Genomic DNA, 22651 nt, shown 5'->3' with positions numbered 1-22651 from the left:
CTGGCCGGCCTACGGCGCCCTTGCGTCAATCGACGCCCCCGGGTGGCCCTATTTTGGCGCGGCGTAGGTGGCCACCAGCTCCCCCTTGGCCAGGACATGTTCCGTCATGGCCGCTTTCAGCTGCGGCAGCTGGGCGGTGGGCTTGAGGTCCAGCCGCTGGTCCAGGGCGAACAGCTCGACGTGGTAGTGGTGCACGCCGGCGCCCGCGGGCGGATGCGGGCCGAAATAGCCGGGCGTGCGGGCGTCGCTCATGCCCTGGCTCGCGCCGGGCGGGACGGCGGTGGACGGCCCCAGCGGCACGCCTTCCGGCAGGCCCACGGCGTCGCCGGGTATGTTCCAGATCAGCCAGTGGACGAAGGGCCGCCCGCCTTCGGCGTCCGGATCCTCGATGACGACGGCGTAGGCCTGCGCGCCCGGCGTGGTGGCCCAGGCCAGAGGGGGGGAGAGGTTGTTGGCGTAGGCGCTCTGGCGCGGACCGAAGGCGCCGCCGACGGCAAGGGCCATCGAGGTCGGCGTCAGGGGCGCGGCCTGTCGCGCCGGGACGGCGTCGATCGCCAGGGTCTCGGTGTTCGGCTTGCCGCCGCAGCCGGCGAGGGCGGAGAGGACAAGGGCCAGCGGCCCAAGGCGCAGGAACCTGGATGGCATGACGACGCTCCCCAGCGGGTCCGCGGGCAGACTACCGCCATTTGCGCGTCGGCGCCTCTGTCCAGGTGCGGCCGGGGGCGCAGATTACGCCATGGAGGCCGTTCGCCGGGGCGGCAGGGTCGCCGCCGTCAGGCCTGCGGGCCGAGCGCCGCCAGGATCGCCGACGCCTTGGTCTCCGTCTCCAGGCGCTCGGCCGCGGGATCGGAGTCGGCGACGATCCCGGCCCCGGCCCGCAGCTCGAACGACCACCCTTCGCCCTCGCGTTGAAAGGCGACCGTGCGGATCAGCACGCTGGAATCGAAGCCGCCATCGGCGCCGGCGAAGAACAGGCTGCCGAAGAAGGGACCCCGCGGGGGCTCCAGCCCGGCGATCACCTTCATCGCCTGCACCTTCGGCGCGCCGGTGATCGAGCCGGGGGGGAAGGTGGCCCGCAGCAGGTCGGCGACGGCGACCCCGGGCGCCAGGCGCGCCCGCACGGCAGAGACCAGATGGTGCACGTTGGCGAAGCTCTCGACCGTGAACAGCTCTGGCGTCACCACCCCTCCGGGCGGCGAGATCCGGGCGAGGTCGTTACGCATCAGGTCGACGATCATCAGGTTCTCCGCCCGGTCCTTCGCGGACGTCGCCAGGGCGGCGGCGAGGCGGGCGTCCTCTTCCGGATCCGCCGCGCGCGGGGCGGTGCCCTTGATCGGCCGGGTCTCGGCGATCAGCGAGGTCGCATCCCGCGACAGGCTGATGAAGCGCTCCGGCGAGTTGGAGACCAGCGCCCGGTCGCCGAGGTTCAGGTAGGCCGCGAAGGGCGCGGGGCTGGCGGCGGCCAGGCGCGCCATCAGGTCGAACGGCCGCGCGCCGGATGCGAGAACCCCCCGCCAGCGCCGGGCGATATTGGCCTGGAAGATCTCGCCCGCTGCGATTCGCGCGACCACCTGGGCCACCGCGCGCTCATAGGCGTCAGGGGCATCCGCCTCGAGGGCGTCCGCAAGCGCCGCGCCGCGTGTGGCCCGGGGGGCGGGAGCTTCCAGCCAGGCGAGGGCCTGTCGGGCCCTGAGGTCCGGGTCCGCGCCCCGGCCGATGGCCAGCACCTCGGCGTTCCAGTGGTCGAAGGCGAGCACGGCCGGGTAGGCCGCGCACGCCAGGTCGGGCCAGCCCGCCAGGCGCCCCAGACCCAGGTCTTCGATCCGGTCGCCAAGGTCATAGGCCGCAAGGCCAGCGACGCCGCCCTGAAACGGGGGGCCGTCAGCCAGCTGCGGCTCGAGCGGGCCGATGAGGTCGGCGAGGGCCGTGAAGGGGTCCGTCGGGTCGTCGGCCGCCAAGACCAGCGTCCTCCGCGGCGCGCGGGCGACGTAGGACCAGCGGCCCCGCGGGCGTGAGCCGTCCGAGAGCAGTCCCAGGGCGAACGGTTCGTCGGCGAAGGCCGCCAGGACGGCGGCCGGCTCGCGCCACGGCGCACGAAGCAGGCTGACGGCGGTCATCGCGGCGCCGTACAGCGATCGGGCGACAACCAGAGGAGCCGCGCCATGGATATCCAGGGCCTCAACCCCGTGCTGCCGGTGGACGATCTGGACCAGGCCGTGGCCGTGTGGTCGGCGCTGCTGGGGGCCAAGCCGACCTTCGTCGATGGCGACCGATGGGCGCAGTTCGACGTCGCTGGCCGCCGCCTGGCGCTGGCCGGAACCGACCGCGCCTGCGACCAGGCCGGGGTGATGATCAAGGTCGGCGATCTGGCCGCGGCGCTTGGCGCGGCAAGGGGCCAGGGCCTGGATGTGGGCGAGCCGCAGGAGGGGCCGCATGAGGTGCGCTGCGTGGTCATGACCCCCGGAGGCTGGCCGGCGATCCTGTATCAGCCGCGCTAGGGCGGGTCCGATGGATCGGGGCGAAGGCTTGCGGATATAACGCAAGCTTTATATGAACGCGACCCTGGCCGCGCGCCGCGTGGTCCACACAGTCCTGTTCGCCCAGTCCTGCCGGAGCGCCTGTCTTGAGCCGCACGTCCTACATCTTCACCAGCGAAAGCGTCTCCGAGGGCCATCCCGACAAGGTGGCGGACCGCATCTCCGACACCGTGGTCGACGCCTTCCTGGCCGCCGACCCCTATGCCCGCGTCGCCTGCGAGACCCTGGTGACCACCAACCGCATCATCCTGGCCGGCGAGGTGCGCGGGCCGGAAGGCGTGATCGACAGCCTGGAGGACAAGGTCCGCGCCGCGGTCAAGGACATCGGCTACGAGCAGGAAGGCTTCCACTGGGCCAACGCCAGCTACGATTGCTACCTGCACGCCCAGTCGGCCGACATCGCCATGGGCGTCGATGCGGCGGGCAACAAGGACGAGGGCGCCGGCGACCAGGGCATCATGTTCGGCTACGCCACCAACGAGACGCCGGAGCTGATGCCGGCGACCCTGCAGTACTCGCACAACATCCTGAAGGTGCTGGCCGACGCCCGTCACTCGGGCGCGGCGCCGGAACTGGAGCCGGACGCCAAGAGCCAGGTGACCCTGGTCTACGAGAACGGCAAGCCGGTGCGCGCCGCCTCGATCGTGCTCTCCACCCAGCACCGCGACGGCCTGACGCCGGCGGACATCGCCAAGATCGTCAAGCCGTACATCCTGCAGGTGCTGCCCGAGAGCTTCGTCACCGCCGAGACCGAGTGGCACATCAACCCCACCGGCAACTTCGTCATCGGCGGCCCGGACGGCGACACCGGCCTGACAGGTCGCAAGATCATCGTCGACACCTACGGCGGCGCGGCGCCGCACGGCGGCGGGGCCTTCTCCGGCAAAGACCCGACCAAGGTCGACCGCTCGGCCGCCTACGCCTGCCGCTACCTGGCCAAGAACGTGGTCGCCGCCGGCCTGGCCGACAGCTGCGTGATCCAGATCGGCTACGCCATCGGCGTGGCCAAGCCGCTGAGCTTCTACGTCAACCTCGGCGCCAACGCCCAGGTCGACCCCGAGAAGCTGGAAGCCCTGCTGCCCGAGCTGGTCGGCGGCTGCACGCCGCGCGCCATCCGCGAGCACCTGGGCCTCAACAGGCCGATCTACGCCCGCACCGCCGCCTACGGCCACTTCGGCCGCACCGCCGAAGCCGATGGCGGCTTCTCGTGGGAGAAGACCGACCTGGTCGAGGCTCTGAAGGGCGCGTTCTAGACCGGCGGCAGGCGCCACTCAGGCGCGGCGGCCCACGCCGCGCTTGACGGCGATCAATGCACATCCGTCCCCCGTCGGCGACGACCATCCGTCGTTCCGCAGGAGGCCGCATGTTCGTTTCCGAGGCTCTGGCGAGCCGTTACACCTGCCGCGCCTTTCGCCCCGATCCCGTGCCGCGCGCGGTCGTCGAGTCGATCCTGCAAGGCGCGGCCCGCGCGCCATCGGGCGGCAACTTCCAGCCCTGGTGGCTGTGGGCGCTGGCCGGCGAGGATCTGGCGGCCCTCAAATCGGCTGTTGCGGACAAGATCGCCCAGGGTCAGCTGCTTGAGGGCGACCTCGAGTACATGATCTATCCGCCGGACAAGGAGCCCTACGCGTCCCGGCGGTTCAGCAACGGCGAGGCGATGTACCAGGCGCTGGGCGTGGCGCGCGACGACGGACCGGGCCGGTTGGCCCAGTACGCCCGCAACTTCAGTTTCTTCGGGGCGCCGGTGGGGCTGCTGCTGGCCATCGACCGGACCATGCTGCAGGGCCAGTGGGCCGATCTTGGCATCTTCCTGCAGTCCATCGTGTTGCTGGCGCGCGAACACGGCCTGCACACGGCGGCGCTGGAGTCCTGGTCACTGTTCCATCGCACGGTGCGCGAGCACGTGGGGATGCCCGATGAGCTGATGCTCTACTGTGGCATCGCGCTGGGCTATGCGGACACGGCCGCGCCGGTGAACCGCTATCGCGCGGATCGTGCGCCGCTGAGCGAATTCGCCGTCCTGCGCGGGTTCGAGTGAGCTAGCGCTTCACGTCCGGCGAGGTCTGCCGCATGCGCGTGCGGATGGTGTAGACGCCATCGCCCGACAACACGCCGCCGCGGGCGAACAGGCGGCCGAACTGCCAGTTGGAGAGGCCCAGCTCCGGGCGGTTCAAAGCGTACTGGCCGTCCACCCAGCGGGTGAAGCCGTCGCCGACGAAGCCGGCGTTGGCCCCTGCCCAGAACCGCTGGTGCGCCGCCGGGTCCTGCGAGACCAGCGAACCGACGAACTGCGGGCTGAAGCGGTTGAAGAGGGCGATCGCCTCGTCCAGGTCGTCGACGATCTTCAGCGAGACCTCGGGGGTCTCCTCCCACTCCCATTCCACGCCCAGATCGTCCAGGCGGAGCACCTGGGCGAGCGGCTCGTCGTGGTCGCCGTCGGCGCGGCGCACCAGGGTGCGGCCCGAGCGCCAGTCGTCCGGCAGCCAGTCGAAGTCGCCGTCGACCACGTGCAGCTTGCAGCCATGGCCGCGCAGGTCGCCGGCCTGGGCGAGGGCTTCCAGGAAGCGCGGGACCAGCTCGCCGGCCCGCTCGCGCAAGATGCAGCAAACGTTCAGGGTGTTGCAGACCTTGCGGTCCAGGGAGTTGCGCACCACCGCGGCGAAGCGGTCGGCGTCGGCCGCGGCGTCGGCCACCAGCCACGCGCCCCCCGTGCCGTGCAGGCTGACCGGCACGCCGCTCTGGCGCGCCACGCCGCCCAGCTGCGCCACGGCGGGGCCCGAGCCGCGGGCCACGGCCAGCGACAGGCGCGGGTCGGAGAACAGGGCCCAGCCGGCTGACCGTTCGGCGTTGTCCACCAGCACCGCCGCGCCGGGCGGCAGGCCGGCCTGCGCCAGGGCCGGGGCCAGGGCGTGGCGATCGATGGCGCGGGCGGTGCCAAGCGCGTCGCTGCCGATGCGGAACACCACGGTGTTGCCGGTGCGGATCACGCCGGCGGCGTCGGCGAACACATTGGGCCGGCCCTCGAACACGAAGCCGACCACCCCCAGCGGCGCGGTGACCTGCTCCACCGACCAGCCGTCGTGCTCCACCCGCTCGACCAGTCGCTCGCGACCCCCGGACGTGTCGCGCCATTCGCGCAGGCCGGCGACCATGTCGGCGCGCATCTTCGCCGTCGCCGCCAGGCGGGTGGTGGATCGCCCCCGCGCCTGGGCCTCGCGCACGTCGGCGGCGTTGGCCTGTGCGATCGCCGCCCAGGCGGCCTCGTCCTCGAGGTTGCGGGCGAAGGCGTCGAAGAAGGCGGTGATCTGGTCGTCGCTCACCTGCGCCAGCGCGGCGAAGGCGGCGTGTGCGCGGCCGACCGCGCCCTCAGCCACGGCCTGGACCTGCGCCGGCACGTGCAGCAGGGCCCCATCCACCACCAGCAGTCGGTCCCCGGCCCGGAAGCGCGCCGCCAGGGCGTCGTCCACGTGGACGACCTTGTCGCCGCCGTAGACGATCGGCATTCCGGGGGTGAGGGTTTCCAGGCGGCTCATGGCGCCGCCTTAGCCGAAAGGGCGTCCGGCGCAAAGACCGGGGCCTTGCGGCCAAGGCCTCTCGCCAGCTAAGCCCGGCCGCACAGTCGCACACCGGAGAGCACAATGCAGACCAAAGCCGCCGTCGCCTGGAAGGCCGGAGCGCCGCTCTCCATCGAGACCGTCGACCTGGAAGGCCCCCGCGCCGGCGAGGTGCTGGTGGAGATCAGGGCCACCGGCGTCTGCCACACCGACGAGTTCACCCTCTCGGGCGCCGATCCGGAGGGGCTGTTCCCGGCGATCCTGGGCCACGAGGGCGCCGGCGTCGTGGTCGAGGTGGGTCCTGGCGTCACCAGCCTGAAGCCGGGCGATCACGTGATCCCGCTGTACACGCCCGAGTGCCGGCAATGTAAGTCGTGCCTGTCGCGGCGCACCAACCTGTGCACCGCGATCCGCGCCACCCAGGGCCAGGGCCTGATGCCCGACGGCACCAGCCGCTTCTCGCTGAACGGCGAGAAGGTGTTCCATTACATGGGCTGCTCGACCTTCGCCAACCACACGGTGCTGCCGGAGATCGCCCTGGCCAAGGTCCGCGAGGACGCGCCGTTCGACAAGATCTGCTACATCGGCTGCGGGGTGACCACCGGCATCGGCGCGGTGATCTGGACGGCGAAGGTGTGGCCGGGCGCCAACGTCGTGGTGTTCGGCCTGGGCGGCATCGGCCTGAACGTGATCCAGGGCGCGCGCATGGCGGGCGCCGACAAGATCATCGGCGTGGACCTCAACCCGGCCAAGGTCGAGATGGCCCGCAAGTTCGGCATGACCCACTTCGTCAACCCGGACGAGGTCGGTCGCGACAAGGTGGTCCAGGCCATCGTCGACCTGACCGGCGGCGGCGCCGACTTCTCGTTCGAATGCATCGGCTCGGTGCACACCATGCGCCAGGCGCTGGAATGCTGCCATCGGGGCTGGGGCGAGAGCATCATCATCGGCGTCGCCGGCGCCGGCCAGGAGATCTCCACCCGCCCGTTCCAGCTGGTCACCGGCCGGGTCTGGAAGGGCTCGGCCTTCGGCGGCGCGCGTGGGCGCACCGACGTGCCGAAGATCGTCGACTGGTACATGGAGGGCAAGATCGACATCGACAGCCTGATCACCCACACCCTGCCGCTGGGCGACATCAACAAGGCCTTCGACCTGATGCACGCCGGCGAGAGCATCCGCAGCGTGGTGACGTTCTAGGGCCTGCTAGCGCTCCCCTCTTCTGTCATCCCGGAATCGGCGCAGCCGATATCCGGGACCGCAGCGAGCACCGGCGCGGGCCGGCGGTTGGCGCCAGCGTGTCCGGCGGTCCCGGATCTTCGCTGCGCTTCGTCCGGGATGACAGGGTAAGGGGCCGGGATAGGCGCGGACCGATATCGCTCCCTCGCGCGTTCCTCCTTCGAGCCAAGGAGGCATTCCCATGGGCGAGAAGCATCCGCGACCGGTCGCGCACGGCCAGCGCATCATCCACGAGGTGGTGTTCGAACCCGACCCGGTGCTGAAGGCCAGGGTGCGCTTCGTGCACAAGCCCGGTGAAGCGCTGCCGCCGGGCGCCGTGGAGGCGTTCAACGTCATCGACGTGGCCGAACTGACCGCCAGTCCCTCGGCCTGGGAAGCCCTCGAGGATGACGACCTCGACGGCGAGGATGAGCCGCCTTCGCCCTGACGCCAGCGGCCGTTGACGGCGCCCTGTCCGGCCGCCGTTGGACGGCGAGGGCCGGCTTGCGCTAAAGCGGGCGGGTGACGGCCGCGCCAGACACCGTTTCGGGCGATCCCACACCCCCCTCGGTTCCCGACGGGGCGCCGGCGCGTGCGCCCGGGCATCGGATCGGACACCATCGCAGACCGGTGATTTCGGCCCTGGCGGCCTTGCGCGGGCAGATCCGCGCCAGCGAGCTGTGGCTGGTGGTGATCGCCACCGCGGTCGGGGCAGTCTCGGGGCTGGCGGCGCTGGGCATCGGCGCCCTGGCCCACGGCATGCAGACCCTGCTCTACGGCATCGATTTCGACGAGCGGCTGAGCGCGGTGGCCTCGATCCCGCCGGCGCGCGCGGCCTGGCTGCCGGTCGGCGGCCTGCTGCTGGGCTTGGCGACCTGGCTGTGGTCCCGGCGCCGGCCCTCGCCGGCGGTCGACCCGGTGGAGGCCAACGCCCTGCACGGCGGGCGCATGTCGCTGCGCGACAGCCTGTCGGTGGTGGCGCAGACCATCCTGTCCAACGGTTTCGGCGCCTCGGTGGGGCTGGAGGCGGGCTATGCCCAGATCGGCGGGGCGCTGGCCTCGCTCACCGGTATCCGCCTGAACCTGCGCCGCAGCGACCTGCGCACCTTCGTCGGCGCCGGCGCCGGCGCGGCGATCGCCGCGGCGTTCGGCGCGCCGCTGACGGGCGCCTTCTATGCCTTCGAGGTGGTGATCGGCTCCTACACCGTGGCCAACATCGCGCCGGTGGCCGCCGCCGCCCTGGCCGGCTCGCTGATGACCAAGCTGATGGGCGTCGATCCGCTGGTGATCCACGCACGCGCCAGCGTGCCGCTCACCGCCGTCAACTATGCCCTGTTCGCCGCCCTTGGCCTGGTCTGCGCGGTGTTCGCCGTCGGCCTGATGCGGCTGGTGGCCTGGACCGAACGGGTCGCCTCCCTGACCCCGGGACCGAAGCTGCTGCGGCCGGCCGTGGGCGGCGTGCTGCTGGCGGCGCTGGCCCTGATCGCGCCCCAGACCCTGTCGGCCGGGCACGGCGCCATGCACCTGGACCTCAGTCAGGACCTGGCGATCAGCGCCCTGGCGTTCCTGGTCGCCACCAAGGCGGCCGCCTCGGTGGTGTCGCTGGGGTTCGGCTTTCGCGGCGGCCTGTTCTTCGCCTCGCTGTACCTCGGTTCGCTGATCGGCCGGCTGTGCGCCCTGGGGCTGGCGCAGACCGGACTGCACACCGGCATCGAGCCCCTGGCCGGGGCGATGGTGGGCATGGGGGCGCTGGCCGTGGCGGTGATCGGCGGGCCCTTCACCATGAGCTTCCTGGTGCTGGAGACCACCAACGACTTCGGCCTGACGGCGGCCACCCTGACCGCCTCGCTGGTGGCCAGCGTGCTGGTGCGCGAGACCTTCGGCTATTCGTTCTCGACCTGGCGGCTGCACCTGCGCGGCGAGACCATCCGCAGCGCCCACGACGTGGGCTGGCTGCGCACCCTGACGGCTGGGCGGATGATGCGCGGCGATCCGGCCACCATCGCCGCGGACGCGCCGCTGTCGGAGTTCCGCCGCCGCTTCCCGCTGGGCTCGACCCGCCGGGTGGTGGCGCTGGATCCCGAAGGCCGCTACGCCGGCCTTGTGGCGGTGTCCAAGGTGTATGCCGACGAGGACGGCGAGGGGCTGGTGGGCGAGAATATGACCCATCAGGACGACTGGCTGACGCCGCAGATGGACATCAAGGAAATCATGAAGGTGTTCGACCAGACCGAGAGCGACGAGCTGGTGGTGCTGGACGACAAGCGCGACGTGCTGGGCCTGCTGTCGGAGGCCTACGCCACGCGGCGCTACGCCGAGGAACTGGAAAAGGCGCGCCGCGACCTGGTCGGCGGCGACTGAGCGCGAACAGGGGAGGGCGGCCATGCCGCAGATTGAGGCCAGCCTGGCGGAGCGCCTGGGCTACGCCGCCGACACCCGGCTGCTGATCGTCAACTGCGACGACTTCGGCTCCAGCCATGCGGCCAACAGCGCTATCCTGCGCGCCCTCGACCATGGCGTCGCCACCAGCGCCACGCTGATGGTCCCCTGTCCCTGGGCCCGGGACGCCGTGCGCCGGGCCGAGGGCCGCGACGTGGGGGTGCACCTGACGCTGACGTGCGAGTACCCGGGCTATCGCTGGCGCTCGCTGACCGGGGCGAAGTCGCTGCACGACGATGACGGCTTCATGCCGGCCACGGTGGAGGCGGTCTATGCCCGCGCCGACCCGTCGGAAGCCTTCGAGGAGTGCAAGGCGCAGATCGTCCAGGCGATGGACTGGGGCCTGCAGCCCACCCACCTGGATTCGCACATGGGCACGGTGCAGATCGACCCGCGGTTCTTCGACATCTACCTCGGCCTCGCCGAGGCGTTCGACCTGCCCCTGCGCATGGTCAGCGAGAAACAGGACGTCCAGCTGGGGCTGCAGGGCCGTGAACGGGCGAGCAGCCGCGGGCTGCTGTTCAACGACCACTTCGTCTCTCCCTGGCCGCGCGACACCCGCGAGGTGATCGACGAGCGTATTCCGCACCTGAAGCCGGGGGTCTCGGAGATCTACGCGCATCCGGTCGAGGACGGTCCGGAGCTGCGCGCCTACGACCCCGATCACCCGGATATCCGCGCCAACGACGCCATCGTGCTGACCGACCCGGCGGTGGCCCAGTTCATGGACGCCGCCGGCGTGGTGCGCATCGGCTGGCGGCCCCTGCGCGACCTGCAGCGGGCGGAGCGGGGCCGATAAGCTGAACCACGAACCCGCCCGAACCACACGAACAAGCCCCCCGCTCATCCCGACGCAGGTCAGGACCCAGGCAAAAGCTTCAATTCACTGGATCTGCGTCCAGCCTGACGGCGCCAACATCCTGCCGGAGGCGAGTCATGCCTGGGTCCCGACCTGCGTCGGGATGAGGTGAAGGGGAAGGGTTCGCGGTCAGAACGTCCTGTGGGGGTGCGAGCTTCACCGGTCGATCTTGCTCGACAGCACGATCGAGGAGGTGGTGCGTTCCACGCCTTCCAGCGCGCCCAGGGCGTCGATCAGGGCGTCCATCTCGGCGGCGCTCTCGGTGGCCGCCTCGGCGATCAGGTCGAACGGTCCGCTGACCGACTGCAGCCGCCGCACGGCGGGCATGCGCCGCGCCGCCGCCACCACCGAAGCCGCCTGCTTGGGGCCGACCGTCAGCATCACATAGGCGCGGATCAGGCCGCGTTCATGGGCCTCGGACAGGCGCACCGTGTAGCCGGTGACGACCCCGGAGCGCTCGAGCCGGTCGATGCGGCTCTGCACCGTGGTGCGCGACAGGCCCAGGTCGCGGGCCAGCTCGGCGGCCGGCAGGCGCGCGTTCTCTCGCAGCTTGGCCAGGAGTTTCTGGTCGATTTCGTCCATCTGTCAGCCCTCGTCGGCGGATCGCCGAAATCATCCCGGCGATCCGTCGTCCTGGCAATGGCGATTGGCAGGCAAGCGCCGCAGTCTGAGTCGCAGAAAACCCTCTCGCGGAGCGACACGCCATGAAAGACATCGCCATCATCGGCGCCGGCCATATCGGCGGCGCGGCCGCCGCCCTGCTGGCGGACACCGGCGACTACCGGGTCACGGTGATCGACCGGTCCGCCGACCAGCTGGCCGAGCTGCCGGCCGACGCCCGGGTGGAGCACCTGGTGCTCGACGTCACCGACGTCAAGGCGCTGACCGGCGCCCTGAGCGGTCGCTTCGCCGTGCTCAGCGCGGCGCCGTATCACCTGACGTTCTTCGTCGCCCAGGCCGCCAAGGCGGCCGGCTGCCACTACCTGGACCTCACCGAGGACGTGGCCACCACGCGCAAGGTCAAGGCCCTGGCGCAGGGCGCGCAGACGGCCTTCATCCCGCAGTGCGGCCTGGCCCCCGGGTTCATTTCCATCGTCGCCGCCGACCTGATCCGGGGCTTCGACACTCTGCACGATGTGCGTCTGCGGGTGGGCGCCCTGCCGAAGTACCCGTCGAACGCCCTGAACTACAATCTGACCTGGTCCACCGACGGGGTGATCAACGAGTACTGCGAGCCCTGCGAGGCGATCGTCGACGGCCTGCCGCGGCAGTCGCGGGCGCTGGAGGAGTGCGAGGCCTTCTCGCTGGACGGCGTCACCTACGAGGCGTTCAACACCTCCGGCGGCCTGGGCACCCTGTGCGAGACCCTGGCCGGCAAGGTGCGCAACCTGAACTACCGCACCATCCGCTATCCCGGCCACGCGGCGATCATGAAGGCGCTGCTCAACGACCTGCGCCTGCGCGACCGTCGCGACCTGTTGAAGGACATCCTGGAGAACGCCGTCCCGGCCACCATGCAGGACGTGGTGATCGTGTTCGTCACCGTCTCCGGCCTGAAGGGCGGCCACCTGGTGCAGGAGACCTACGCCCACAAGATCTACGCCCAGCACATCGGCGGGCGGCTGCTCAGCGCCATCCAGATCACCACCGCGGCCAGCCTGTGCGCGGTGCTGGACCTGCTGGCGCAGGGTCAGCTGCCGGCCGGCGGCTTCGTGCGTCAGGAAGAGATCGCCCTCGCCGACTTCCTGGGCAATCGCTTCGGACGGGTGTACGCGGCCTCCGACGCCGAGCCGCGCGACGCGGCCCGCCCGCAACTCGTGGAGTCCGCCGCATGACGGTGCTGTTCGCCCCCAACGTCGCCGACGAGGCCGCCGCCCTGCTGACCCGACTGGGCGTAAGCCCATCCGCCTTCACCGGCGGCGACCGGTCGGTCCGATCGCCGATCACCGGGGAGGTCATCGCCAAGGTGCATGACGTGTCGCCGGCGGCGGCTGCGGCCGCGATCGACGCCGCGCACGCGGCCTTCCTGGCCTGGCGCAAGGTTCCCGCCCCGCGCCGCGGGGAGCTGGTGCGGCTGCTCGGTGAGGAACTGCGCGCGGCCAAGGCCGATCTCGGCATGCTGGTCACCCTGGAGGCCGGCAAGACCCTCTCCGAGGGGCTGGGCGAAGTGCAGGAGATGATCGACATCTGCGACTACGCGGTCGGCCTGTCGCGCCAGCTGTTCGGCCTGGCCATCGCCACAGAGCGGCCGGAACACCGGATGATGGAGACCTGGCATCCGCTGGGCGTGGTGGGCGTGATCAGCGCCTTCAACTTCCCGGTGGCGGTGTGGTCGTGGAACGCGGCCCTGGCCCTGGTGTGCGGCGATCCGGTGGTGTGGAAGCCGTCCGAGAAGACGCCGCTGACGGCGCTCGGCGTGCAGGCGATCTTCGAGCGCGCCGCGGCCCGCTTCGGCGATGCGCCCGCGGCCCTCTCGACGGTGCTGATCGGTGGGCGCGAGGTCGGCGAGGCGCTGGTGGACCATCCCCGGGTTCCGCTGGTCTCGGCCACCGGCTCGACGGCCATGGGCCGCGCGGTAGGGCCGAAGCTGGCGGCCCGCTTCGCCCGCAGCCTGCTGGAGCTCGGCGGCAACAACGCCGCCATCGTCACCCCCTCGGCCGATCTCGACCTGACTCTGCGCGCCGTGGCCTTCGCGGCGATGGGCACGGCGGGCCAGCGCTGCACCACCCTGCGGCGGCTGTTCGTGCACGAGAGCGTCTACGACGGCTTCGTCGGCAAGCTGAAGAGCGCCTACGGCTCGGTGCGGATCGGCGATCCGCGCGATCCCGACACCCTGATCGGGCCGCTGATCGACGAGGCGGCGCTGAACGCCATGCAACGCGCCCTGGACGACGCCAGATCGGCCGGCGGCCGGATCGCCGGCGGCGAGAGCGTGAAAGGGCCGGGGCAGGGGCATTATGTGCGCCCGGCGCTGGTCGAACTCGCCAGCCAGGCCGAGGTGGTCAGGCGCGAGACCTTCGCCCCCATCCTCTACGTCATGCCCTACGCCGACCTGGACCAGGCGATCGCCCTGAACAACGACGTGCCGCAGGGGCTGTCGTCCTCGATCTTCACCTTGAACGTGCGCGAGGCCGAACGCTTCCTGGCCGGCTCGGACTGCGGCATCGCCAACGTCAACATCGGCCCCTCGGGCGCCGAGATCGGCGGGGCGTTCGGCGGCGAGAAGGAGACCGGCGGCGGCCGCGAGGCCGGCTCAGACAGCTGGAAGGCCTACATGCGCCGCGCCACGAACACCGTGAACTACGGCGAGGCCCTGCCGCTGGCGCAGGGGGTCAGGTTCGACATCTGAGGTGTCTGCGCCTTCGGTCTGCGCCTGGCGCGGACCGGGAGGGGGAGCGTCGCCAGACAGCCTTCCCCAAGCGCCGACATCGGCGCTCCCCTTCCGAACCTTCAGCGGCGGTTACGGCCGCAGGATCAGGCTGGTCTGGGTGGCCTCGAACTGCGACAGGCGGCCGAGGTAGCTCATGCCGAGCAGCGAGGTCTCAAGGCCGCGGTCGAGCACGAAGGCGTCGACGTTGTCGATGCGGGCCTGGCCGACCGCGACGCTGGCCAGCTTGACCTGCGCGGCGCGCGCCTGACCGTTGGCGGTGGTGACCGTGTAATTGTAGTTCAGGCCCTGGGTGTCGATGCCCAGGCGACGGGCGTCCTCGGCGGTGAGGGCGACGGCGGAGGCGCCGGTGTCGACCAGGAACTTCACCGTGTGGCCGTCGACCTCGCCCTCGGCCCAATAGTGGCCGTCCGGCGACTTGGAGACCTGGGCAGCGCCGGCGGGCGTCTCGATGCGCTGCGGCGCGATGGCCACGGCGGCCTGCGGTTGCGGCGCCCTGTAGGCGAGATCCAGCGAGGCGAAGGCCTGGGCCACGCCGACGGCGGATAGGGCGGCCACGAAGGCCACGATGGCGAACCTCAGCATCACACGATCCCCGCCATGTTTGGCGCGTCTTATGGCCAGCTTCTCCGGCCGTTGATCGGCAGCTTAGGCGACAATGGGTTTGCAACGCGTGAATGGGCGCGCTGCGAGGCGCAAGCCTCAGAACATGGACAGCTTTTCGGGCCGGATGCGCGAGCGTCGGGTCGGCAGTTCGGCCATGATCGCAGTGCGCTCGTCGTCGCTCAGCTTCTGCCAGCCGGCCACCTCGGGCAGGCTGCGGTAGCAGCCGAGGCACAGGCCGCTCTCGCCGTCGACGACGCAGACCTTGATGCACGGGGTGGCGATGGCGCGGGGCGGCGTATCCATGGTCCATGCCATGCCTCAAGCGCGTGGCGATGACAACGCCACCCGCGAGGCTCCCGTCTCGACGTCGAGTCTTACACAGAATTCATCTGAACACTGTTCGCGTTAGTGTCGATAACGAAAGTACTCATTTGTCAAAACTCATGGACGCGATTTAACTGGGATAGAAAAGGAGTGGGCGGTATCAGCATTAATCAGATCAAGGGAGAGCTGATCATGTTGATTTCCAAGACCCTGATGGCGATCGCGGCGCTCGCCACCGCCGGCGCGGCGGTCGCCGCCCCCGCGTCCAGCCGCATGAGCGACGTGCAGTTCCTGCAGCTGAATCGCTGCGCCGGCCTGGTCGCCTCGCAGCAGCTCGGCGGCGGCGACGGCAAGCTGGTGGACGCCGTGATCCGCGAGCAGAGCCGCGGCCGCGACCCCTACATCATGGAACGCGCCGACCAGATGCGCGACGACGCCGCCACCGCAGCGCAGCACGCTTCCGGCGACTACCGCGCCAAGCTGGTCGCCGAGCGGGACGGGGTCTGCCAGAATCTGGCGCCCAATTCCGCCACCACCTCGGTCGCCCACGCCCCGGCGGCGGGCGCCGCCTCTTCGGTCAACTGACCGATCCACCCGGCCCCCACTTCCGCCCCGGGCCGTCCCTCAGCCCGGGGCGGGCTTTTCTGTCCGCCTCGATCTGTTGACGTTGACGTTAGCGTCATCTTGGCAAGGGCGAGGCGCCTGAATATGGTCCGCGGCCACGAACGGAGCCGCGCCGGCTCCGCAGGAGCGCCCGCCAACGGGCGCAAGGGAAGCCGCCATGGACCTCGATTTCTCCCCTGAAGACAACGCCTTCCGCGAGGAGGTGCGGGCCTTCCTGGCCGAGAACTACCCGGCGGAGCTGCGCGACAAGCAGCGGCACGAGAACGCCCTGTCGCGCGAGGACTACCTGTCCTGGCACCGGATCCTGGCCAAGAAGGGCTGGTCGGCGATCTCCTGGCCCAAGGAATGGGGCGGCCAGGACTGGACCCCCACCCAGAAGTACATCTGGTCCGAGGAACAGGCGAAGGCCGACACCATCGGCATCCTGCCGTTCGGCGTCGCCATGCTGGCGCCGGTGATCTACACCTTCGGCACCGAGGAGCAGAAGGCGCGCTTCCTGCCGGGCATCCGCGATGGCCAGGTGTGGTGGTGCCAGGGCTACTCCGAACCGGGCTCCGGCTCCGACCTGGCCTCGCTGAAGACCCGCGCCGAGCGCATCACCGGCGACGACGGCAAGGAATACTACCTGGTCAACGGCCAGAAGACCTGGACCACCCTGGCGCAGCACGCCGATTGGGGCTTCTTCCTGGTCCGCACCGACCCGAATGTGAAGCCGCAGGCCGGCATCAGCTTCCTGCTGATCGACATGAAGAGCCCGGGCATCACCGTGCGCCCGATCATCACCCTGGAGGGCGGGCACGAGGTCAACGACGTGTTCCTCGACAACGTCAAGGTGCCGGTGGAGAACCGCATCTACGAGGAGAACAAGGGCTGGACCTGCGCCAAGGCCCTGCTGCAGCACGAACGCTCCGGCATCGCCGGCGTCGCCCGCTCCAAGCGCAACCTCGAACGCCTGCGGGAGATGGCCTCCACCGAGCGCTCCGACGACAGCGGCGCCCTGCTGGCCGACCCGTTCTTCCGCCGCAAGGTGGCCGAACTGGAGATCGACCTGACGGCTCTGGAGTTCACCGAGCTGCGCACCCTGGCGGGCGAGAGCGCCGGCACGGGGCCGGGGCCGGAATCCTCGATCCTGAAGATCAAGGGCACCGAGATCCAGCAGCGCCTGACTGAGCTGGCGCTGGAAGCGGCCGGACACTACGGCGCGCCCTACCTGCGCGACCTGCCGTCCAACAGCGGGGCGATCGGGCCGGAATACGCCGACGGCGTTGCGGGCGAGTACTTCAACACCCGCAAGACCTCGATCTACGGCGGCTCCAACGAGATCCAGCGCAACATCATCGCCAAGATGGTGCTGGGGCTCTGACGCGAGGCTGGCCAAAAGCTCCCCTCCCCCTTGCGGGGAGGGGTCGGGGGTGGGGGTGTCAGAACGAACGCCAGGCGCGATCCACACCAGCGAGCGGTCAGACCGGCTCGCGCGACGCCTGCGCAAAGCGCCCACCTTCGCCGAGAAACAACTCTGGAAGGCTCTGAGAAAGGTCGAGACACTTCATTTCCGCCGCCAGACGCCGTTCGGCCCCTATGTGGTCGACTTCGTCTGCCACCGCTCGAGACTGATCGTCGAGGTCGATGGCGGCATCCACAATCTGGATGCGGTGGCGCAGCGCGACGCCGAGCGTGAAGCCTGGCTCGCCAGTAGAGGATACCGCGTATTGCGCCTGACCAATCAGCAGGCGCTCGACATCGAGGCGGCGGTTGCGGTCATAGTGGCCGAGGCCGGCGTCGCCACCCCCACCCCTAACCCCTCCCCGCAAGGGGGAGGGGAATAAGCAGGAACCCAGGAATAGCCATGGACTTCAGCTTCACCGAGGAACAGACCCTGCTGCGCGACACCGTCGCCAGCTATCTGGCCGACCACTACGACTTCGAGAAGCGCCGCGCGGCGGTGAAGTCCGCGACGGGCTGGCGGCCGGAGGTGTGGAAGGCGTTCGCCGAGGAGCTCGGCATCCTGGGCGCGGCGTTCTCGGAAGAGCTGGGCGGCCTTGGCGGCGGCGCCACCGAGAACATGGTGATCATGGAAGAGTTCGGCAAAGCTCTGGTGGTCGAGCCCTATGTCGGCACGGTGGTGATCGGCGGCGGCTTCATCCGTCACGGCCAGCCCGCGGGCGGCGACGACCTGGCCGGCAAGATCATCGCCGGCGAGGCGACGATCGCCTTCGCCTACGCCGAGCCGCAGGCCCGCTACAACTGGGCCGACCTGAAGACCACCGCGCGCAAGGACGGCGCGGGCTGGGTGCTGAACGGCGCCAAGGCCGTGGTGGTCGGCGCTCCCTGGGCCAGCCACCTGATCGTCACCGCCCGCACCGGCGGCTCGCAACGCGAGGCCTCGGGCGTGTCGGTGTTCCTGGTCGAGAAGTCGGCCAAGGGCGTGACCACCCGCGACTATCCCACCGTCGACGGCCAGCGCGCCTCGGAGGTGACCTTCGAGAACGTCGCCCTGCCGGCCTCCGCCCTGATCGGCCAGGAAGGCGACGGCCTGCCGCTGGTGGAGACGGTGATCGACGAAGCCATCGCCGCCACCTGCGCCGAAGCCTGCGGCGTGCTGCGCAAGCTGCACGAGGGTACGCTGGACTACACCAAGCAGCGCAAGCAGTTCGGCCAGCCGATCGCCCAGTTCCAGGTGCTGCAGCACCGCATGGTCGACATGTTCATCCAGGTCGAGCAGTCGGTGTCGATGACCTACATGGCGCACATCAAGCTGGGCGAGGCCGCGGCCGAGCGGGCCAAGGCGGTGTCGGCGGCCAAGGTGCAGATCGGCCGCGCCTGCAAGTTCGTCGGCCAGAACGCCATTCAGCTGCACGGCGGCATGGGCATGACCGACGAGATGGCCATCGGCCATTACTTCAAGCGTGCGACCATGATCGAAGGCCTGTTCGGCTCGGTGGACCACCACCTGCGCCGCTACGAAGGCCTGTCGTTCGCCAGCGCGGCCTGAGGGTGCGGCGCGCGCTCGCGGGGGGGATCATCGCGGTTCTGCTGACGGCGCCGGCCGCTGGCGGCCTGGCCCGGACCAGAACCGCCCGGCCCGCGCCCGCGGCGCCTGCCGCCGCGGCGGCGGCGGGGCAGACCCAGACGGCGCGCTGGCAGCTGGTGCAGGCCTCCGACGAGGTGGGCGACGGGGTCGGCCTGCGCTGGCTTCGCCGGACCGACGAGGCCGATGCGGCCGTCGGCATGCTGGCCTGCCGCATCCCGACCGGGTTCTACGTCGCCGCCTACGGCCTGAAGCCACGGCCGGAGGCCAAGGTCATCGAGGTGGTGGTGGCGGGCAGGAGCTACGCCGTGCCCCTCGCCGCCGGCCAGGGCGCCCCCGCCGACGCGATCACCGCTTTCGGGCCGACGCCCGCGGGGCTGCTGGACGCCATCGAGGGTACGCCGACCTTCGAGCTTCGCTACGGCGGCCAGTCCACGGGCGTGTTCGCCGCGCCCGACGCTCGCGTCACCAAGGGGCTGCTGGACGTATGCCGCGCCATCGAGACGGTCCGTGGGAAAGGAAACTGAGGTCGAGGCCTGCTGGCCGGACGGCGCGCGCGAGCGCGGCCGGCTGCAGTACGAGGCGCCGAAGCTGGTGTTCCGCGGCGCCGCGCGCCGGGTGTTCGAAGGCGAGGCCCTGGCCCAGGTCCGCGCCGAGGGGCCCGATCTTGTGCTGGGCAACGGCGCCCGCTTCGCCCTCGGTGAACGGGCGGCGGCAAGTTGGGCCGAGGCCATCCGCAACCCCCGCGGCCGGCTGGACAAGCTGGGGGTGAAGGCCGGCCAGCGGGCGGCCATCGTCAACCTCGACGACCCGGCGTTCGCCGACGAACTCGCCGGCCGGGTTCCGCCGCTGGGCGACGGGGAGGCCGGTCTCGACATCCTGGTCTATGGCGCCGACAGCGCCGCCGAGCTGCAGCGCCTTCCGGATTTGATCGCTCGACTGGCCGATCGCGGCGCATTGTGGATCGTCTCGCGCAAGGGCAGGGCCGCCACGCTGAGGGACGTCGAGGTGATGGCCGCCGCCAAGGCCCTGGGGCTGGTCGACAACAAGGTCTGCAGCTTTTCCGACAGTCGCACGGCGCTGCGCTTCACCCGCCGACGCTGAGGCTTGCCTCGGCCGGGACGATCGGCCAAAGCCGGCCCATGTCCCTGCGCGATTTCGGCCTGCTGGTGTTCGTCTGCATCGTCTGGGCGTCCAGCAACGTGGTCGGCAAGCTGCTGATCTCGGGCCTGGGCGCGCCGCCGCTGTTCGTCGCCGCCGCGCGTTTCGCCGTGGTGACCCTGGCCACGGCGCCGTTCCTGTTCCCTGCGCCGGGCAAGATCGGCCGCCTGATCGCGGTAGGCCTGCTGATGGGGGCGGGAGCGTTCGGCCTGCTGTTCATCGGCCTGCGCAGCGCCACGCCCTCGGCGGCGGCCATCGTCGCCCAGCTCGGCGCGCCGCTCACGACCCTGCTGTCGGTGATTTTCCTGGGCGAGCGGATCCGCTGGCGGCGGGGGCTCGGCATCGTGCTGACCCTGATCGGGGTGGTGATCGTGATGTGGAAGCCCGGCGGCATCTCCCTGTCGTTCGGCCTGCTGATGGTCGCCGCCTCGGCCCTGTCGGGGTCGTTCGGCGCGGTGCTGCTGAAGTACATGGATGGCGTGCGGCCGCTGCAGTTCCAGGCCTGGGTCGGCTTCTCCTCGTTCTGGCCGATGGCGGCGGCTTCGGCCCTGTTCGAGCACGGCCAGGTCGCGGTGCTGCACGCGACGCCCTGGGCCTTCCTGGCGGGGGTGCTCTATACCGGGCTCGTGGTATCGGTGGTGGGTCACACCGCCTATTACGGCCTGATCCAGCGTTACGAGGCGAACCTGCTGCAGCCGCTTACCCTGATGACCCCGCTCGGCACCGTGGCCATGGGCGTGCTCATCACCCACGACGCCTTCGACGGGCGGATGATCCTCGGCTCGGCGATCGCGCTTGGCGGGGTGCTGATCATCGCGCTGCGGCCCAACCACGTGATGCCGCTGCTGCTGGCGATGCGGAGCCGCGCGCCGTGACCCTGGAGATCATCCCCGCGCCGTCGCCGAACTTCGACGCCCGCACGGCGCCGCCCGACATGCTGGTGCTGCACTATACCGGCATGCCCACCGGTGAGGCCGCCCTGGCGCGGATGCGCGATCCGGCGGCCAAGGTCTCGGCCCACTACATGGTGGAGGAAGACGGCCGCATCTTCAGCCTGGTGGCCGAGGAGCGCCGCGCCTGGCACGCCGGGGTTTCGTACTGGAAGGGCGAGCGGGACGTGAACGCGGTGTCCGTCGGCATCGAGATCGTCAACCCCGGGCACGAGTTCGGCTATCGCCCGTTCCCGGACGCCCAGGTCGAGGCCCTGATCGCCTTGATCGACGAGGTCCGCGGTCGCTGGGAGATCCCCGACGCCCGCATCATCGGCCATTCGGACGTGGCGCCGGACCGCAAGGAAGACCCGGGCGAGCTGTTCCCCTGGGCCAGGCTGGCGGCGGCCGGCCATGGCCTGTGGGCGACGCCAGCGCCGGCGCCCGGCGCGCCGCTGACCCTCGGCGACGAGGGGCCGGGCGTGTTCGCCCTGCAGGCCGGCTTCCATCGGCTGGGCTACGACAGTCCGCCGTCGGGACGCTTCGACGAGGCCACCGCGACGGTCGTGCAAGCCTTCCAGCGGCACTGGGTGCAGGACCGCTTCGACGGCGTCGCCGACGGCGCCACCCGTTCGCGCCTGATGGCGCTGCTGAGGCTCGCTGCGGAGTGATCCCGACGCCATGATCCTGCCGTCCGAACTCAAGGGCTTCGAGACCAGCCGCTTCGTCATGCGGCCATTGGGCGTAGAAGATGCGCCCGACCTCTACCGGCACCTGTCGGATCCGGCGGTCACCGCCTTCATGGACATCGACCCGCTGGAGACCGTCGAGCAGGCCGAGGGCATCGTCGAGTGGGCCGAGGACCTGCGCCAGGCCGGCAAGGGCGCCCGCTTCGCCATCCGCGCCAAGGCCGACGGCGGGTTCGCCGGCAGCTGCGGCTTCAACGCCCTGGTGCTCGAGCGTGGCTGCCGCGGCGAGATCGCCTACGACCTGTCCGCCGCCTGGCAGGGCAAGGGGGTGATGGCCGAGATCATGCCGGCCCTGGTCGACCTGGGCCTGGGACGGCTGCGGCTGCAGCGCCTGGAAGCCTTCGTCACCCCGGGCAACGAGCCGTCGTGCCGCCTGCTGGAACGCCACGGCTTCGCCTGCGAGGGCGTGCTGCGCGACTACGGCTACTGGAAGGACCGCTTCTGGGACCAGCTGCTGTACGCGCGCACCGCGCGAGCCTGAGGTTTGTTCCGCGCAAGGCCGCTGCCAGGAGCCTTCCCTTGACGTCCGCCCCCTGACCGTCCACCTGTCGCCCCGATCAGACGGCCGGGCGGTCGCCCTTTCCCGCAAGGGGAGGGGAGGAAAGTCCGGGCTCCACGGCGACAAGGCGGCGGGTAACGCCCGCCGGGGGTGACCCCAGGGATAGCGCCACAGAAAGCAAACCGCCTGCGCCCTCGGGCGCGGGTAAGGGTGAAAGGGTGGGGTAAGAGCCCACCGCGGACCGGGTGACCGGGACGGCATGGCAAGCCCCGCCTGGAGCAAGACCGAATAGGGACGTCGCGCCGGTTCGCCGGTAGGGCAGTCGCAGGCCCGAGGCGTCCGGGTAGGTCGCGAGAACCGTTCGGCAACGGACGGTCCAGAGGAATGGCCGCCGCGCCCGCAGCAATGCGGACGGCACAGAACCCGGCTTACAGGCCGTCTGATCCCTGCGCCCCTCGCCGCCGGCGCGCGCGACCCCCGAAAAAGCGATTCGAGTCGAGTCCCGACCGCCGCGCGGTCGTTGGGCCAGGATGCCTCCGAAGCGCAAATACTTAACAGTTCTGGATATGTTCTGTGGATAACTCGGATTTGAGGGGTTTGGGTGTGTGCGACATCTTTGATTTGCCGCCGAAATGGCGCCAAGTGTCATTGTCTCCCAGTTCGGCCCATGTTAACCCAATTGCGTTGCGTCGCCCGATGGCGCGCGTCCGCCTTGGGGAGGGCGGAGGCGGAATCCGGC

At 70.7% G+C, this 22651-nt stretch carries 24 protein-coding genes and 1 other RNA gene; 19 read left to right on the top strand and 6 right to left on the bottom strand.

All coding sequences use genetic code 11. The features are described 5' to 3' along the window. Window positions 1-48: 48 nt before the first annotated feature. Both ACO2Q3_RS03235 and ACO2Q3_RS03230 read right to left on the bottom strand, forming a co-directional pair. Window positions 49-645, bottom strand: coding sequence for a YbhB/YbcL family Raf kinase inhibitor-like protein (locus tag ACO2Q3_RS03235; protein WP_423304990.1), 597 nt, complete (start codon window positions 643-645; stop codon window positions 49-51). Window positions 646-773: 128 nt separating this feature from the next. Continuing rightward, window positions 774-2117, bottom strand: coding sequence for an anthranilate synthase component I family protein (locus tag ACO2Q3_RS03230; protein WP_423304989.1), 1344 nt, complete (start codon window positions 2115-2117; stop codon window positions 774-776). A gap of 45 nt (window positions 2118-2162) precedes the next feature. Here ACO2Q3_RS03230 and ACO2Q3_RS03225 point away from each other — a divergent pair, with 45 nt between their 5' ends. From ACO2Q3_RS03225 to ACO2Q3_RS03215, 3 genes are all read left to right on the top strand, one after another. Then, on the top strand, window positions 2163-2498 hold the full coding sequence (locus ACO2Q3_RS03225; RefSeq protein WP_423304988.1) for a hypothetical protein: 336 nt from the start codon (window positions 2163-2165) through the stop codon (window positions 2496-2498). 125 nt (window positions 2499-2623) lie between these two features. Further along, window positions 2624-3790, top strand: a complete 1167-nt coding sequence (gene metK / locus ACO2Q3_RS03220) for a methionine adenosyltransferase (protein ID WP_423304987.1) — start codon at window positions 2624-2626, stop codon at window positions 3788-3790. 110 nt (window positions 3791-3900) lie between these two features. Next, window positions 3901-4575 (top strand): nitroreductase, encoded by a 675-nt coding sequence (locus tag ACO2Q3_RS03215; RefSeq protein WP_423304986.1) that lies wholly within the window; start codon window positions 3901-3903, stop codon window positions 4573-4575. A gap of 1 nt (window position 4576) precedes the next feature. Here the strand turns inward: ACO2Q3_RS03215 and ACO2Q3_RS03210 are convergent, their stop codons facing one another. Further along, on the bottom strand, window positions 4577-6070 hold the full coding sequence (locus ACO2Q3_RS03210) for an aldehyde dehydrogenase family protein (protein ID WP_423304985.1): 1494 nt from the start codon (window positions 6068-6070) through the stop codon (window positions 4577-4579). Window positions 6071-6175: 105 nt separating this feature from the next. Between ACO2Q3_RS03210 and ACO2Q3_RS03205 the strand changes: the two genes are divergently transcribed. The 4 genes from ACO2Q3_RS03205 (at window position 6176) to ACO2Q3_RS03190 (ending at window position 10544) form a co-directional block, all read left to right on the top strand. Continuing rightward, complete coding sequence (locus ACO2Q3_RS03205) at window positions 6176-7288, top strand: S-(hydroxymethyl)glutathione dehydrogenase/class III alcohol dehydrogenase (RefSeq protein WP_423304984.1); 1113 nt, start codon at window positions 6176-6178, stop codon at window positions 7286-7288. 220 nt (window positions 7289-7508) lie between these two features. After that, window positions 7509-7754: a hypothetical protein gene (locus tag ACO2Q3_RS03200; RefSeq protein WP_423304983.1), complete on the top strand. Its 246-nt coding sequence runs from the start codon at window positions 7509-7511 to the stop codon at window positions 7752-7754. Window positions 7755-7936: 182 nt separating this feature from the next. Beyond that, complete coding sequence (locus ACO2Q3_RS03195) at window positions 7937-9667, top strand: chloride channel protein (RefSeq protein ID WP_423304982.1); 1731 nt, start codon at window positions 7937-7939, stop codon at window positions 9665-9667. A gap of 22 nt (window positions 9668-9689) precedes the next feature. Then, entirely contained in the window at window positions 9690-10544 is an 855-nt protein-coding gene (locus ACO2Q3_RS03190; RefSeq protein WP_423304980.1) for a polysaccharide deacetylase family protein, read from the top strand. 216 nt (window positions 10545-10760) lie between these two features. Here ACO2Q3_RS03190 and ACO2Q3_RS03185 read toward each other — a convergent pair whose 3' ends face one another. Then, window positions 10761-11186: an Lrp/AsnC family transcriptional regulator gene (locus ACO2Q3_RS03185; protein WP_423304979.1), complete on the bottom strand. Its 426-nt coding sequence runs from the start codon at window positions 11184-11186 to the stop codon at window positions 10761-10763. A 122-nt stretch (window positions 11187-11308) separates the two neighbouring features. On the opposite strand from ACO2Q3_RS03185, the gene ACO2Q3_RS03180 reads away from it, so the two are divergent. Both ACO2Q3_RS03180 and ACO2Q3_RS03175 read left to right on the top strand, forming a co-directional pair. Beyond that, window positions 11309-12439 (top strand): saccharopine dehydrogenase family protein, encoded by a 1131-nt coding sequence (locus ACO2Q3_RS03180; protein ID WP_423304977.1) that lies wholly within the window; start codon window positions 11309-11311, stop codon window positions 12437-12439. Further along, on the top strand, window positions 12436-13953 hold the full coding sequence (locus tag ACO2Q3_RS03175; protein ID WP_423304975.1) for an aldehyde dehydrogenase family protein: 1518 nt from the start codon (window positions 12436-12438) through the stop codon (window positions 13951-13953). The genes ACO2Q3_RS03180 and ACO2Q3_RS03175 overlap by 4 nt, the downstream gene beginning before the upstream one ends. A 111-nt stretch (window positions 13954-14064) precedes the next feature. On the opposite strand, the gene ACO2Q3_RS03170 is transcribed toward ACO2Q3_RS03175, so the two are convergent. Both ACO2Q3_RS03170 and ACO2Q3_RS03165 read right to left on the bottom strand, forming a co-directional pair. Next, complete coding sequence (locus ACO2Q3_RS03170; protein ID WP_423304974.1) at window positions 14065-14577, bottom strand: TIGR02281 family clan AA aspartic protease; 513 nt, start codon at window positions 14575-14577, stop codon at window positions 14065-14067. Window positions 14578-14694: 117 nt separating this feature from the next. Then, entirely contained in the window at window positions 14695-14901 is a 207-nt protein-coding gene (locus ACO2Q3_RS03165; protein WP_423304972.1) for a DUF1289 domain-containing protein, read from the bottom strand. Between the two features lie 213 nt (window positions 14902-15114). Here ACO2Q3_RS03165 and ACO2Q3_RS03160 point away from each other — a divergent pair, with 213 nt between their 5' ends. The 10 genes from ACO2Q3_RS03160 to rnpB all read left to right on the top strand — a co-directional run bounded on the left by ACO2Q3_RS03160 (window position 15115) and on the right by rnpB (window position 22359). After that, a complete protein-coding gene (locus ACO2Q3_RS03160) occupies window positions 15115-15507 on the top strand; it encodes a hypothetical protein (RefSeq protein WP_423304971.1) in 393 nt (130 codons plus the stop codon). A gap of 196 nt (window positions 15508-15703) precedes the next feature. After that, complete coding sequence (locus tag ACO2Q3_RS03155) at window positions 15704-16909, top strand: acyl-CoA dehydrogenase family protein (RefSeq protein ID WP_423304970.1); 1206 nt, start codon at window positions 15704-15706, stop codon at window positions 16907-16909. 55 nt (window positions 16910-16964) lie between these two features. Then, window positions 16965-17372, top strand: coding sequence for an endonuclease domain-containing protein (locus ACO2Q3_RS03150; RefSeq protein WP_423304969.1), 408 nt, complete (start codon window positions 16965-16967; stop codon window positions 17370-17372). Between the two features lie 20 nt (window positions 17373-17392). Then, on the top strand, window positions 17393-18538 hold the full coding sequence (locus tag ACO2Q3_RS03145) for an acyl-CoA dehydrogenase family protein (RefSeq protein WP_423304968.1): 1146 nt from the start codon (window positions 17393-17395) through the stop codon (window positions 18536-18538). Window positions 18539-18540: 2 nt separating this feature from the next. Then, window positions 18541-19101: a hypothetical protein gene (locus ACO2Q3_RS03140; protein ID WP_423304967.1), complete on the top strand. Its 561-nt coding sequence runs from the start codon at window positions 18541-18543 to the stop codon at window positions 19099-19101. Continuing rightward, window positions 19085-19678, top strand: coding sequence for a DUF3052 domain-containing protein (locus ACO2Q3_RS03135; protein WP_423304966.1), 594 nt, complete (start codon window positions 19085-19087; stop codon window positions 19676-19678). The genes ACO2Q3_RS03140 and ACO2Q3_RS03135 overlap by 17 nt, the downstream gene beginning before the upstream one ends. 38 nt (window positions 19679-19716) lie before the next feature. Then, on the top strand, window positions 19717-20610 hold the full coding sequence (locus ACO2Q3_RS03130; protein ID WP_423304965.1) for a DMT family transporter: 894 nt from the start codon (window positions 19717-19719) through the stop codon (window positions 20608-20610). A 2-nt stretch (window positions 20611-20612) separates the two neighbouring features. After that, a complete protein-coding gene (locus ACO2Q3_RS03125; RefSeq protein WP_423305647.1) occupies window positions 20613-21335 on the top strand; it encodes an N-acetylmuramoyl-L-alanine amidase in 723 nt (240 codons plus the stop codon). Window positions 21336-21345: 10 nt separating this feature from the next. Beyond that, window positions 21346-21894: a GNAT family N-acetyltransferase gene (locus tag ACO2Q3_RS03120; RefSeq protein WP_423304964.1), complete on the top strand. Its 549-nt coding sequence runs from the start codon at window positions 21346-21348 to the stop codon at window positions 21892-21894. A gap of 76 nt (window positions 21895-21970) precedes the next feature. Further along, an RNA gene (gene rnpB, locus ACO2Q3_RS03115) (RNase P RNA component class A) lies at window positions 21971-22359 on the top strand. Window positions 22360-22651: the final 292 nt, after the last annotated feature.

It is taken from the genome of Caulobacter sp. KR2-114, from assembly GCF_049446115.1.
Taxonomy (GTDB): domain Bacteria; phylum Pseudomonadota; class Alphaproteobacteria; order Caulobacterales; family Caulobacteraceae; genus Acaudatibacter.
Note: the sequence above shows the minus strand (reverse complement) of the source record. Positions and strands in the feature narration are given on the sequence as shown.